The 13,588-nt window shown below is 51.7% G+C and carries 10 protein-coding genes and 1 pseudogene; 1 reads left to right on the forward strand and 10 read right to left on the reverse strand.

Annotated features, from left to right (window positions below; translation table 11 throughout):
* Positions 1-80: 80 nt before the first annotated feature.
* From I8J30_RS11355 to I8J30_RS11400, 10 genes and pseudogenes are all read right to left on the reverse strand, one after another.
* The gene (locus I8J30_RS11355; protein WP_210658277.1) at positions 81-1,409 is read right to left on the reverse strand and encodes a deoxyguanosinetriphosphate triphosphohydrolase family protein; all 1,329 of its coding nucleotides are present in this window, start codon (positions 1,407-1,409) and stop codon (positions 81-83) included.
* Between the two features lie 145 nt (positions 1,410-1,554).
* Positions 1,555-2,844: a 2-oxoglutarate dehydrogenase complex dihydrolipoyllysine-residue succinyltransferase gene (gene odhB, locus I8J30_RS11360; protein ID WP_210658278.1), complete on the reverse strand. Its 1,290-nt coding sequence runs from the start codon at positions 2,842-2,844 to the stop codon at positions 1,555-1,557.
* Complete coding sequence (locus I8J30_RS11365) at positions 2,837-5,761, reverse strand: 2-oxoglutarate dehydrogenase E1 component (RefSeq protein WP_210658280.1); 2,925 nt, start codon at positions 5,759-5,761, stop codon at positions 2,837-2,839. The genes odhB and I8J30_RS11365 overlap by 8 nt, the downstream gene beginning before the upstream one ends.
* A 246-nt stretch (positions 5,762-6,007) precedes the next feature.
* Positions 6,008-6,511 carry a disulfide oxidoreductase gene (locus I8J30_RS11370; RefSeq protein ID WP_210658282.1) on the reverse strand — a complete coding sequence of 168 codons (504 nt, stop codon included), beginning with the start codon at positions 6,509-6,511 and terminating at the stop codon, positions 6,008-6,010.
* Complete coding sequence (locus I8J30_RS11375) at positions 6,508-7,230, reverse strand: DsbA family protein (RefSeq protein WP_210658284.1); 723 nt, start codon at positions 7,228-7,230, stop codon at positions 6,508-6,510. Before I8J30_RS11375 ends, I8J30_RS11370 begins: the two co-directional genes overlap by 4 nt.
* A gap of 69 nt (positions 7,231-7,299) precedes the next feature.
* Positions 7,300-9,246: an ATP-dependent DNA helicase gene (locus I8J30_RS11380; RefSeq protein WP_210658286.1), complete on the reverse strand. Its 1,947-nt coding sequence runs from the start codon at positions 9,244-9,246 to the stop codon at positions 7,300-7,302.
* A 127-nt stretch (positions 9,247-9,373) separates the two neighbouring features.
* Positions 9,374-9,571, reverse strand: a complete 198-nt coding sequence (locus I8J30_RS11385) for a cation transporter (protein WP_091215937.1) — start codon at positions 9,569-9,571, stop codon at positions 9,374-9,376.
* A 25-nt stretch (positions 9,572-9,596) separates the two neighbouring features.
* Positions 9,597-11,792, reverse strand: a pseudogene (locus I8J30_RS11390) (heavy metal translocating P-type ATPase); the annotation flags it as partial.
* Between the two features lie 144 nt (positions 11,793-11,936).
* Positions 11,937-12,260 (reverse strand): metal-sensitive transcriptional regulator, encoded by a 324-nt coding sequence (locus tag I8J30_RS11395; protein WP_210658288.1) that lies wholly within the window; start codon positions 12,258-12,260, stop codon positions 11,937-11,939.
* Between the two features lie 85 nt (positions 12,261-12,345).
* Positions 12,346-12,879, reverse strand: coding sequence for a hypothetical protein (locus I8J30_RS11400; RefSeq protein ID WP_210658290.1), 534 nt, complete (start codon positions 12,877-12,879; stop codon positions 12,346-12,348).
* 238 nt (positions 12,880-13,117) lie between these two features.
* Here I8J30_RS11400 and I8J30_RS11405 point away from each other — a divergent pair, with 238 nt between their 5' ends.
* Entirely contained in the window at positions 13,118-13,588 is a 471-nt protein-coding gene (locus I8J30_RS11405) for a C40 family peptidase (protein WP_210658292.1), read from the forward strand.

The following is a 13,588-nucleotide window of genomic DNA, read 5'->3' on the forward strand; positions in this document are numbered from 1 at the left end:
CTTCCGATTCAAACGCTAACGAATCGCAGCTTAATGCCGCAACAAAGAGGAGGCCGCTTCCCACGCAGCCTCCTCTATTATTAATCCCTATCGTACAATAATCCGCCTTTGTTCGTAGACGCACTCCCGTAAAATTCGGTATATACCTTCTCCGCATACGCATCCGTCATGCCCGCGATATAATCGGACACCATCCGCTCCCACGGCCACACATCCTTAAGCCGCTCATAGCTTTCGAGCCAATCCGGCGGGATGATGAGCCTACCCGAGTCTTGCACCTTAAAGCTGTCCCACAACCGCTTTATGATGATCTCACTGCGCTTGTGAAGCCGCTGGACCCGGAAATCCTTGATCAGCATCACCCATGCCAGCTTCTTCAGGATTTCCATAGTGCGAAGCAGCTCTAAGTCCTGCACACCGTCGCGAACGAACGTAACCCGTTTCCAGCCTGTTGCCGGATCATCGATAATCCCGACCCCGCTGACAAACTTCCTCACCCATCGCGCCTTCATCTCTCTGCGCGTGCGCGAAGGCTCCCTGCCGCATTCCACGTAGATGCTTTCCCACTGCTCCAGATAATGATGCAGCGCCTGCTTCACCATCAGCTTCATGTCGACCTGCTCCCAGTGCATGACTGCGTTGCCGGGATCGTTGATGATTTCCTGCATGACGTTCGCGACAAGGCGATCATCCTCGAACAAGCTAGGGTTCATCTGGATTTTGCCCGCACGAATGCCATCCTCTATATCATGAGTCGAATAAGCGATATCGTCGCACAAGTCCATCAGCTGCGCTTCAAGAGTTGCACAGCCATTCGGCATCCCCCACGCACTGCGCAGCGCGTGAATCCCTTCCCATTCCATACTGTAGACCCCCTTCAAGCGTCCGGGATCCTCCAAGCAGAATGGGTATTTATTAATGGCGAGCAGGACAGCTGCGGTCAGATCGAGTCCGCTGTCGCTCCCTGCGCGTTTCTCCAGAAACATTAAGATCCGATAATTTTGAGCATTGCCTTCATACTTTAGCCCATGCTCTTCCATGAGCAGTTCATTGAGCACTTCTTCCCCTTTATGGCCGAAAGGAGGATGCCCCAAGTCATGCGCAAGCGAAGCGCATTCCACTACCTCCGGATCGAGCATCAGCCCCGGATGTTCTTTCTTCGCCAGGAACGTATAACTCTTCCCAAGCTTACGGGCCACTTCCCGCGCGATCTGTGATACTTCAAGCGAATGCGTCAGACGAGTTCGATAATAGTCACCGGAGCCTGCCCCGAATACTTGCGATTTGCCCTGCAGGCGACGAAATGCCGGGGATTGAATCAATCTGGCATAGTCTTTCTCATACTCATCCCGATCCTCGCTGGAGTGGATGTTCTCGAAATCAAATAACCGCATTTTACGTACGTTCATCTGCATTCGCCTCCGTTTCTCGCTGTCTTACCCTCATTCTATGTAGTATGGGGAGCAATAGCAAATAAAAAACCTCACTAGCTGACGTTCAGGGATAGATGCCCTAACGTCAGTAAGTGAGGTTGGTGTTTGTCCGCGGGAAGGATTAGCCTTCGAGCAGCAGCGATTCCGGATCTTCAAGCAGTTGCTTCACGGTAACGAGGAAGCGAACCGCTTCGGCACCGTCTACGATACGGTGATCGTACGACAAGGCGATATACATCATCGGGCGGTTCTCCATGCGCACATCGTCAATCGCCACAGGGCGAATTTGGATTTTGTGCATACCGAGAATACCGACTTGCGGTGCATTAAGAATCGGCGTAGACAGCAGCGAACCGAATACGCCGCCGTTTGTAATCGTGAATGTGCCGCCTTGCAGATCATTCAATGCCAATGTGTTGGCACGTGCTTTACCGGCAAGATCAGCAATTTGCTTCTCGATTTGAGCAAAGCTCAGACGATCCGCTTCACGCACAACCGGTACAACAAGACCTTCTTTCGCAGATACCGCGATACCGATGTCGTAATATTGTTTCACAAGGATCTCGTCGCCTTGGATTTCTGCATTCAGCAGCGGGTAAGCTTTGAGCGCGCCGATGACAGCCTTCGTGAAGAAGGACATGAAGCCAAGACCGATGTCATGCTTCTCTTTGAACGCGTCCTTCCGGCGTTTTCTGACTTCAAGAATCGCCGTCATGTCCACTTCGTTGAACGTCGTCAGCATTGCAGCGGTTTGCTGCGCTTCCACGAGGCGTTTCGCGATCGTAATACGGCGACGGGACATCTTACGGCGTTCAGCCGGTTTGCCCGGCTCTACTGCCGGAGCAGGCGCTGCTTGCGCGCTAGGAGCCGCTACAGGAGCTTTAGACGCAGTGTTATGAGCTTGGATATCCTCTTGACGGATACGGCCCATCGGATCTTGCGCTTGCACTTGCGTCAGGTCAATGCCGCGCTCTCTTGCGAGCTTACGTGCTGCCGGCGTCGCCGAGAACACAGCTGCATTCGCATCGGAAGCAGCCGGAGCAGCTACAGGCGCAGCCACTGTAGTCGGTTCAGCAGATGCCAACGGAGCTGCCGGTGTAGAAGCCGGCGCTACAGGTGCCGGTGCTGCTGCAGGGTCGCTGCTAGGCGACATTGGCTGAGCAGGCGCTGCACCGGAGCCGCTGCCGATCTGACCGATCGTTTCGCCTACCGCTACGGTTTCCCCTTCGCCGCGAAGAAGCTGTTCGATAACGCCGGCTTGCTCCGCACTGATTTCGATATTCACTTTATCCGTTTCCAGCTCAGCAAGCACATCGCCTACATTAACGCTGTCACCAGCTTTAACATGCCATTTAGAGATCGTGCCTTCTACGATCGATTCGCCCATTTCGGGTACTTTAATTTCACTCATGGCTGTTCTCCCCTTTAGTCGTCGTTGTTAGAGTACTGCGATTCAGCGCAACGGAAACGATACGTTGCTGCTCCATGTTGTGTACGTATTGGAATCCGCTTGCCGGGCTCGACCGTTTCGGACGACCGATATAACGGATGGTTGTATTAGGTGTTACGCGCGCGCGGATACGCGGCTCAACATAGTTCCATGCGCCCATGTTTTGCGGCTCCTCTTGCACCCACAGCACTTCTTTCACGTTCGGATAACGGTTGATGATTTGCTCGATATCGGTTTTCGGGAACGGATACAGCTGCTCCACGCGAACGATATGAACCCAGTTCCAAGTATCCGCGGCTTGTCCATCTTTAAGCTCTAATGCAGCTTCCAGATCGATGGCTACTTTACCGGTACAGAAGATCAGGCGTTCAACTTGCTCCGGCTGTTTGCCGAGACCCGGCTGCTCCAGCACAAGTCTGAATGAGCCATGGCTGAATTCTGCCGGATCGGAAGCAACGCTTGGGTTCCGAATCAAGCTCTTAGGCGACATCACGATGAGCGGACGCGCTTCGTCCGTATTGATGATCGCCGCTTGACGACGAAGCAAATGGAAGTATTGCGACGCTGACGTCAAGTTCACGATTGTCAGGTTGTCTTCCGCCGCAAGAAGCAAGAAACGCTCGAGTTTCGCACTGGAATGCTCCGGACCTTGCCCTTCGTAGCCATGAGGCAGCAGCATGATCAGACCGGACTTCTGCGACCATTTCACGCGGCCTGCCGTAATGAACTGGTCAATGATAACTTGCGCACAGTTGGCAAAGTCGCCGTATTGAGCTTCCCAAATAACTAGTGTTTCCGGGGAAAACACGTTGTATCCATAATCAAACCCAAGTACTGAAGCTTCTGCCAGCGGACTGTTATGGACCGCAAACGAAGCATTGGCTTGAGGCAGCTTGTGAAGCGGCGAGAACGTCGCATTTGTTTCGTAATCATGCAGCACGATATTACGGAATGCGAAGGTTGCGCGTTCCGAATCTTGTCCGCTAAGGCGAATCGGCGTACCGTCGGATAGGATCGTCGCAAACGCAAGCGTTTCAGCCAAGCCCCAATCCACTTTGCTGCCTTTCTCCAGCGCATTGGCACGACGCATCAGGATGCGTTCAAGCTTCTCGTGCACCTTGAAGCCATCCGGCCATTTGAGCAGTTCCTCGTTGATTGCACTAAGCTTCTTAAGCGGAACGGAAGTAACGACTTCTTTCTTGCGGCGCTTGCTTGTGTCGTCAATCTTCGGCTGCTTGAACGATTTATCGCTCGATTTCACTTCATCAAGCGCAGCTTGCAGCTTCGCCAGACCGGCTTGTCTAATAGCTACCACTTGATCCTCTGACAGAAGCCCCTTCTCTTTGAGCTTCTCGCTGTAAATGCGGCCGACAACCGGATGGTTGCGCAGCTTCTGATAAACAAGCGGCTGCGTCGTTTCCGGATCGTCCGTCTCATTGTGACCGTGACGGCGGTAGCCGACCATGTCGATCAAGAAGTCTTTGTGGAACTTCTGACGGTACTCACATGCCATCCGAACCGCAGCAATACACGCCTCCGGATCGTCGGCGCTAACATGTACGATCGGGATCTCGTATCCCTTCGCAAGGTCACTCGCATAATGCGTGGAACGCGAATCCTTGCTCTCGGTCGTGAAGCCGAGTTTATTGTTTACGATGATATGAATCGTTCCGCCGTTCTCATAACCCGCAAGCTTCTTGAAGTTAAGCGTCTCCGCAACGATTCCCTCACCTGCGAACGCAGCGTCACCGTGCATAAGGATCGCCGCTGCGCTGCCGAAATCGGATGTCGGATAGCCGGCTTTGCTGCGATCATCTTGAGCCGCACGCGTGTAGCCTTCAACGATCGGATTTACGTATTCCAAGTGACTTGGATTGTTCGCCAGCGAGATGCGCGTTTCAACCGTTTCATTCTCTTTAAGCGAACGATGTGCGCCTAAGTGGTATTTTACGTCGCCGGTCCAGCCGATATTGATGCCCATCGCGCCTTCGGATGGCAGCAAATCCTTCTCTTTGTTTGGCGAATGATGGAATTCCGAGAAAATAGCTGTGTAAGGTTTGCCGAGCACATGAGTCAGTACATTCAAACGACCGCGGTGCGCCATCCCCATCAGAATGTGACGAGCGCCGTCATGCGCCAGCTCACGAACGATCTCGTCCAGCATCGGCACAAGCGTATCCGTTCCTTCAATGGAGAACCGTTTCTGTCCCACGAATGAACGGTGCAGGAAAGTCTCGAATTGCTCGACATCGATTAAGCGTCCCAGCAAAGCGATCCGTTCTTTGGCGCTCATCGGCTTGCTGGCCATGCCGATTTCAGCTTGGCGATGGAGCCAGATCCGCTCATCCTCGGCATGAATATGACCGAATTCAAAACCGTAAGACTTCGTATATACGTCCTTCAAATGCGCAATAGCTTGGGCACCTGTCCGAATCGCCTCCGGCGCTTCCTCCCAGATCAGAGAAGCCGGAATGGTGTCCAGATCTTCCGGTGTCAGCTTGAATGTAGCGGGCTCAAGCAGCTGCGTGTCCGGAGCGGCAGATAAACCAAGCGGATCGTTGTCGGCTGCCAGATGACCGTAAGTACGGATATTCCGCACAAGTTTGCCGGCGTCGACGATTTTCTTCAAGAAAGCAGGATCAATCGATTTGATGCTATCAGAGCCTGAAGAGCCGGATGCGAGCGGTGGATTCACATTTACAATGCCCTTTGCCGAAGTGACCGGCGGCGGTCCCCACTTCGCAAAGGAATCTCTGAATGCTGGCTCAACAGATTCGGGGTTTATCAGGAACTTCTCATACATTTCCTCGATATACCCTAAATTCGGGCCATAATAGAGTTCCCATGGCGACTTCTGACTATTATTCTCTGCTGTCATTACAGGCTACCTCCAACTATTTAGATGCGCTTATTTAATTAATTAACCCTTTGTACGTCCATCCATACATGATAGCAGAAACAACACAGCTGGGACAAATGAACAGGCAAAAGTCCATGGAATGTTCATATTTAAAAGTCCGAATCCCCGTTGACAGAAAAAAAGCATACTCATCACCGTCAAATGCAAGTAAATTAGCGCCTAAATTCACAAAAAAAAGAAGTCCCCGAGGGACTTCTACTCTTTTTATAAGGTGGAACGCTCGCCCAGCTCTTCTTCAGCCTCATCTTGCTCGGTTTCATCATTCGCTTCATCGGCCGTGCCGCGTGCATTCAGCATCAGCATCGTAATGAGGGCGAAAGCGATCAAAGCCAGGAATGGAATGGTGACATAACCGCCAAACCAATCGAGGTAATCTTCGCTGCAAGGAACACCAACCGTGCAAGGAAGCATTTTGGCCAGCGCCGGAATTTGCTGCTCCGCGTAATGATACAGGGCGATCAGCCCGCCAAGCAGTGAAAGCGGCCAAATGTATGGGATTAGCCTGCGATCATTGCGATAACTCGCAATACCGAGGAGTACGACAAGCGGATACATGAATATTCGTTGGTACCAGCATAAATTGCATGGGATAAAGTGCATGATTTCGCTTAAATACAGACTGCTGCCCGTTGCGACGATCGACACGATCCACGCCAAATATAGCGCGTATTTGCTAAAGAACCCAAGACTCCTGGACGATTGGATCATTTGTCCTCGCCGGCCAGCGCGTCGTCGATGGCTTTCTTAATACTCGGATAGTCACCGAATTGACCTGTAAATTCTTCTCCGTTAATAAACAGGGTCGGTGTGGAGTTTACGTTAGCGGCAATTGCTTTGGATTTATGTTTGCTGACTTCGGATGCGTACGTGCCTGCTTCGATATCTTTCTTCAGCAAATCCAAATCGACATCGATTGCGTTATCCTTAGCTAGCTGCACCAAATATTCAGGCGTTGCCCAGAGTGTATGCTCGTCTTGCTGGTTCTTATAAAGGATATCGAAATATTTCCAAAAAGCGTCATTATTCTGATGATACACGGACTGAGCAGCCAGTGCGGCCGTCGTTGAATCTTCACCGATGAACGGGAAGTTCATGAAATAGAATGCCACTTTGCCCGACTCCACGTATTCCTTCTCGATCTGCGGTTTAATTTGCTGGCTGAACACTTGGCAGGATGGGCATTTGTAATCGCCGAACTCGACGATCTTCACCGGTGCATCGGCTTTCCCCAGGACAGGCAGCTGTTCGTAATCAAATGCGGTCGGGTCTGCTTTCGGTGTGAAGATCAGGGCAGCAATAATACCCAGAAGGACAACAACGCCCGTCCCCCACATCAGCTTCTTCATAAACTTGCGCTGCTTCTCCAGCTTCTCTTGCTCGGCTTTGCGTTGACTCTTATACGTGGATTTCTTCATTGGCTGCGACATATTGCTTACCATCCTTTTCTATGAGCCTATTCTATTTAAATTGTAGAGAACGACTTACTAGATGTCAATTCATTCAACGCTTAGAGCCAGGGGCTTAACGCCTGCCGGAAGAATGCGTTCTACTTGCTCTATCACCCGCGCATCCGCCAGTTCTTGGCCCATGATTGTAATCATCCCGTTATCCTCGCGGCCACGAATCAACCGGCCCACTCCTTGCTTCAACCGAAGCAGCATATGAGGCATGTCCACCGTTTCGAACGGATGCTCGGCATCTCTGCGTTTGGCTGTGAAGACAGGATCGTGCGGAGGAAAAGGAAGCGACCACATCAGCACATGCGACAGCGACGGACCGGGAATATCAAGCCCCTCCCATAACGTGACCGCGCATAGCACGCTGGCTTCATCGCGCTGGAACGTCTCGATGAGATGGCTGATTTCAGCCGTCCCTTCAAATAGGAACCGGAACGCAGCATAATCCGGTATCGTTGCGATATCCGTTTTAAACTGCTGCAGTTCTTCCTTGGACGGGAACAAAATAAGCGCTCGGCCTTCCGATTGTTGAAGTCTGCGCAGAGCAAGCTTCAGCTTGTCAGCTTGGCTGCTTATCGGCGCAACCGCCGCGCTCATCTGCGACTCATAATCATATGGCGACGCAACCGAGAAGGATAACGCCTTCTGAATGCCGAGACTGTCTGCGATATAAGCAAACGAATTGTTGACGGACATGGTAGCCGAGGAGAACACAATCGGCATGTGCTTCGAGAAGACACGCTCCTCCAGGATCTCCTTCACCAGCTTCGGCATAATGACAAGCGTAATGCCATCCTGCTCTTCTTCGATCCATGTAATCAAACCGCTTGGTTTCTTGAATAAGTTCAGCGCCAGCTGGAGCATTTCGATATGCTCTTCCACGATGGTGAGCTGATAAGCATCGATGGTAAACATTCCGCTCTCGAAGACAAGCTCTTCTTCGATTGCCGCGAGTACAGCCCCGAAGCGAGTAACTTCCTTCAACAACCGATCTGACATGATCACTTCACGCCGATCCGACGCTGCAACGGAACGGCTGCCGGCATCCAGCAGCCTGAAGAGAAGTTCGCTCTGTTCGATCGCTTCATCGATCGTAACGGCAAGCGTCTCACGGATCTCTCCTTGGAGCAGCCGCGTGATGATGGATTCAAATACGTTGTGCTTCAGTTTATAGGTGAGCGCTTTCTGAGCTGCCGTCTCCAGCAAATGACCTTCGTCAAATACGACAGAACTATGCTCGGGAAGCAACGGCAGCTGACCTTCGCGTTTTCGCGCTTCATAGGTCCACACATGCTCCATATAGAAATCATGGGAGCAGATGATAATGTCAGCAGCTTTGCGGTAGTGCTCGCGCGAGAGCGTCTGTCCGCAGCGATGTCTCCGGGAACAAACCAGGCAGTCCTGGAAGACGTCCCAACCTACCGCTTTCCACTGGTCGTCCGTCAGGTTCGGGTAATCCTTGCGATTGCCGTAGGGGTAGAAAGCTTGCATCGTACCTGGGTTATGGACAAAGTCAGGCAATGCCGCATGCATATCCCGATAAATCTCAGTCTCCGTGTCGAAGCCGCCTCTTGCATCTTCAAGCTTGTTCAAGCAAATATATTGATCCATCGATTTGCCCAGCCGCACATCAATCGTCAAATCCAGATATCGTGCCAGCTTCGCGATATCGCCTTCAGGCTTCACCAGCTGCTCGATCAGCGATTCGTCCGCGCAGGCAATAATGGCCGGTTTTCGCGTATATCTTGCATAGTTAATGGCGTAAAGCAAATAAACGAAGGTTTTCCCCGTCCCTACGCCGGCCTCTGCAAAAGTCGTTTGTTTTTCGCTATAAGCCCGTTCCAGCTGAAAAGCCATATAGATTTGCTCATCTCGGAGTTCAAATCCGGCTTCAGGCAGCCGTTCGTAGAACACATCCGCAATCCAATCGCTGGCTTGCTGGACGAAGGATTCTTTCGGGTCAAAGTCAAAAGGGTACTTGTTCACCTGTTTCAAAGCCTCCAGCATTACTAAATTTCAAACAACATTCAAACCGTAATCATACCATGTTTCCGCTCAAAAAGGCTAATCCATACCGTGGATTAGCCTTGATGAAAGAATTGCCAACTGCGATTTACACGACGTCGAATCCTTGATCTTCGATAAGTGTTTTAATGCGGTCCAGAGAGATCGACTTCTCCTCATAATCGACCATAACGCGGTTGCCCGGCAAATCAACCTTCGCCGCTACGCCGTTCTTCTTCAGCGCGCCTTCTATACTGTTCACGCAATGCTGGCAGGACATGCCTTTCACTTGAATGGTGGTTGTCATTTGGAATCGCTCCTCTTCGTCTGAATTATTTGCGGAATCGCTGAAGTCTTAAAGCGCTGAGTACGACGGAAACAGAGCTCAGTGCCATCGCAGCCCCTGCCACCCAGGGGGCGAGCCAGCCGGCTGCGGCAATCGGGATCCCAACTGCATTATAGGCAAGCGCCCAGAATAAATTTTGCTTGATGTTGCTCAGTGTTTTGCGGCTTAGTGCGATTGCCTCGGGAATGCTGCTTAAATCACCGCGCATCAGCGTAATATCGGCTGCCTCAATGGCAACGTCGGTCCCTGTTCCCATAGCCATGCCGATATCCGCGGTAGCGAGTGCGGGCGCATCATTAATGCCGTCGCCAATCATCGCCACTTTAAGCCCGCGCGCTTGAAGTTTCTTCACTTCCTCCGCTTTGCCCTCCGGTAAAACTTCGGCAAGAACCGTCCGTATCCCTGCTTGTTCCGCGATTGCCCGGGCTGTAGATGCATTGTCCCCTGTTATCAGCACAACTTCCAATCCAAGCGCCTGCAACGCTTCGACTGCTGCGCGAGATGTCGGCTTAATCCGATCCGCAACCGCGAGGAAACCTGCATACACGCCATCTACGGCTGCGAGAACAACCGTATGGCCCTCATTCTCCAGTTGTTCGATTGAGGATAGATCCGCAAGCTCAACCCGATGCTGCGCAAGCAGGCGGCGTGTGCCGACAAGCAGCTCTTTCCCTTCGATGCGCGCCTCGATCCCGAAGCCGGGTATCGCGGCGAACGTTTCAACCTCGGCTGCCCTCTCCAATCCCTGCTCGCGAAGACCGGCGACAATCGCTTCGCCAAGCGGGTGCTCGGAACTGCTCTCGGCTGTAAGAACCAGTCTCAGCACCTCGTCTTGTTCAAAGCCGGGCTCGACCTGATAACGCGTCAGCTTCGGTTTGCCTTCTGTCACGGTTCCCGTCTTATCAAGCAGTACCGCATCAATGAGATGCGCGCGCTCCAGATGCTCTCCGCCTTTGAACAAGATGCCCAGCTCGGCCGCTCGGCCTGAACCGGCCATGATAGAAGTCGGCGTGGCGAGGCCAAGCGCACAAGGGCAGGCAATAACGAGCACGGCAATCGCTTTGCGCAGCGCCTCGGGGAAAGCTCCGGGCTCAAGCGCAAAGTACCAGACCAGAAACGTTACTGCTGCGATTCCGATTACAATGGGGACGAAAATGCCCGAGATGACATCCGCAATTCGCTGGATCGGCGCCTTCGAACCCTGAGCCTCCTCGACGATACGAATAATCGAAGCCAACACGGTTTCTTTGCCTACCTTCGTGGCCCTCATGACAAGCTGACCGTTTCCGTTAATCGTTGCCCCGATTAGCGGATCGCCAGCCTGCTTCTGAACAGGGAAACTCTCTCCGGTCAGCATCGACTCATCGACAGACGAACTGCCCTCCAGCACAGTACCGTCCACCGGAATCTTCTCACCCGGCTTTATGGCGACGAAATCACCGGGCTGCACCTCATCGATCGGAAGCCGAACCTCGATACCTTCTCTTATGACGACAGCTTGCTTCGGTGCCAGCCCGATTAATGCGCTGATTGCTTGGGAGGAACGGCCTTTCGCCAGCGCTTCAAGCAGCTTTCCAAGCAGCAGGAAGGTGATAAGCAGCGCGCTCGTTTCATAGTACAGTTCAACACTATGCATCCCCATACTTAGGGATGACAGTGTCTCGACCAAACTATAGAAATAAGCCGCGGATGTACCGATTGCTACTAATACGTCCATATTGGCGCTTCTGCCGCGCAGTGCCTTATAGGCACCGATGTAGAACGGAGCGCCGATTACGAATTGAACCGGCGTAGCCAAGCCGAGCTGCAGCCAAGGATTCATGAACCAGCCCGGAATGTGAAGAAAGGATGCAAAAGCGAAGTGATCCGCCATGGCCAGCAGCAGCGGCAAAGAGAGCAAGGCAGAAACAAGTAACCGAAGCTTCAGCTTCCTCAATCCCGATTCCCGTTGATCGCCTAGCTGCGACATTTCTTTATGTAGCTCAGCATGAAACCCCAGCTGATCCACTTTGCTCATCACGTCGCCAACGGCGATGACAGCTTCATTATATTCCACGCGAGCGGTTTCCATCGTCAAATTCACGCTGGCACTCGTGACACCTTCAAGTCTCGATAGCCCCTTCTCGATCCGAGCCGCGCAAGAGGCACAGGTCATGCCGCTGATTTGTAGTGTAGTCTTCTGTATCGTCACGGTCGATCCATCCCCTTCTCACTTTCGTATACCTCTAGAGGGTATGCTCTCAAAACCATTTTAACATACCCCATGGGGGTATTTCAAGTGGTGTAAAAAAGACCGCACAGCCTGCACTTCCGGTCTGTCGGTCTGTTATTTCATCAGCTTGTTCATGGTTACAAGCAGTTCCTTTACCACAGCATGATCGCCTTGCTGGATGCGCTCGATAACGCAGCTGTTCATATGGTGCTCCAGCAGCAGCTTCCCGACCCCATTCAAGGCAGACTGAGCGGCGGCAATCTGATTAAGCACATCATCGCAATACGTATCCTTCTCAATGAGGCCCTTCAAGCCGCGTATTTGCCCCTCTATTCGGTTCAGACGGGTAATTAAGCCGTTCTTGATTTCTTCGGTATGCGCACTGCGCCGGACTGAACCTTCTTGATCGTGGCAATGCTCATGTTCGGTATGGTTCATCCCACATCCCCCTTCACTTACCATTCACTATATCATACCTCCAGGGGGTATACAACATTCTCCGCTATCACGCCTTCGTTCTACGTTAACCTTGATACAGAAATACGGCTGCAAGCACAAATATGCCAAGCCCGAATACGAGTGGATGCAGGAGCGGTGTCTGCTTACTGACTTCCTGCGTTTCCTCGGTCACCTCTTGTGATTCTTCCCGAATCAGCTGCAAAACAACCAGATGGACGAACAGATACAGCACATCGACGAACAGCACCATCATCGCCGCATGCGTGCCCATCATGACACCAAGCATCGCGCCCATCATCCCTCCCATTATTCCCGCGAGCATGCCATCAAGCGCTGCCATCGTACTGACCGGCTTCCCTGCCAAGTAACCGCAGACAAGCCCAAGCAGCACCGATGCTGCTGTAGGAAATGTTAGATCCTTAGGATACATGACCCCTGCAATAGTACCTATTGTGACGCTTGTCATCATCCCAATCGTCATTGCAATCATCATTCCGGCCATGCAGCTGATGAATTCACTTCTTAAATAAGTACGGATGATCGACCATGCAGACATGCCTGCAACCCCAACAATACTGCCGATATAGAAGTAACTCATCAATCAAACGCCCCTTTGTACCCCATCATTCCATGATAGTATTCGGTCACGTCTGTCAATATTCGTTTGATGAAGAATTTCTAATGCATTTCTCATACTTCGGTTCAAACCCTTGTCATTCCTTATGAATCCGCTTTCTATGTAAATGATGGGAATTATTTATATGCTATAGTGTTCCTAGGTCATTTGTCCCAAGCGGAGACAACGCATATATCAACATCACAGGGGGAACTTGAAAATGAAAACGAACATCAGCAAACTGGTTATGAGTATCGCATTAAGCTTCTCTTTACTGGCAGGCGGCACAGCAGCGCTTCAAGCTACACCGGCTCATGCAACTTCAGCTGCGAAAGCGAGCAAAATTATCAGCACAGCCAAAAAATATCTCGGTACACCTTATAAATATGGCGTTTCCACTTCAACAACCCGTTATTTCGATTGCTCTTCGTTCACCAAATACGTATTTAAGAAGTACGGCACTACGCTTCCGCGTACGTCCAAGAGCCAATCCAAAGTCGGTTCTTATGTAAGCAAAAGCAACTTAAAGCCGGGCGACTTGGTTTTCTTCTATAAACCTATTCATCATGTCGGCATCTACATCGGAAATGGTAAAATGATTCACACGTACGGTAAACCGGGCGTAATGATTTCCAGCATCAACTCCGGTTGGTGGAGCGATCACTACGCTACAGCACGCCGCGTATCCTAG

It is taken from the genome of Paenibacillus lignilyticus, from assembly GCF_017942085.1.
In the GTDB taxonomy this organism is placed as follows: Bacteria; Bacillota; Bacilli; order Paenibacillales; family Paenibacillaceae; genus Paenibacillus_Z; species Paenibacillus_Z lignilyticus.

Excerpts from the sequence above, each read along its gene's own strand:
- I8J30_RS11355 (WP_210658277.1), bottom strand. The coding sequence starts at position 1,409 with ATGAACGTACGTAAAATGCGGTTATTTGATTTCGAGAACATCCACTCC.
- I8J30_RS11395 (WP_210658288.1), bottom strand. The coding sequence starts at position 12,260 with ATGAACCATACCGAACATGAGCATTGCCACGATCAAGAAGGTTCAGTC.
- I8J30_RS11385 (WP_091215937.1), bottom strand. The coding sequence starts at position 9,571 with ATGACAACCACCATTCAAGTGAAAGGCATGTCCTGCCAGCATTGCGTG.
- I8J30_RS11375 (WP_210658284.1), bottom strand. The coding sequence starts at position 7,230 with ATGTCGCAGCCAATGAAGAAATCCACGTATAAGAGTCAACGCAAAGCC.
- I8J30_RS11365 (WP_210658280.1), bottom strand. The coding sequence starts at position 5,761 with ATGACAGCAGAGAATAATAGTCAGAAGTCGCCATGGGAACTCTATTAT.
- I8J30_RS11400 (WP_210658290.1), bottom strand. The coding sequence starts at position 12,879 with ATGAGTTACTTCTATATCGGCAGTATTGTTGGGGTTGCAGGCATGTCT.
- I8J30_RS11405 (WP_210658292.1), top strand. The coding sequence starts at position 13,118 with ATGAAAACGAACATCAGCAAACTGGTTATGAGTATCGCATTAAGCTTC.
- odhB (WP_210658278.1), bottom strand. The coding sequence starts at position 2,844 with ATGAGTGAAATTAAAGTACCCGAAATGGGCGAATCGATCGTAGAAGGC.
- I8J30_RS11370 (WP_210658282.1), bottom strand. The coding sequence starts at position 6,511 with ATGATCCAATCGTCCAGGAGTCTTGGGTTCTTTAGCAAATACGCGCTA.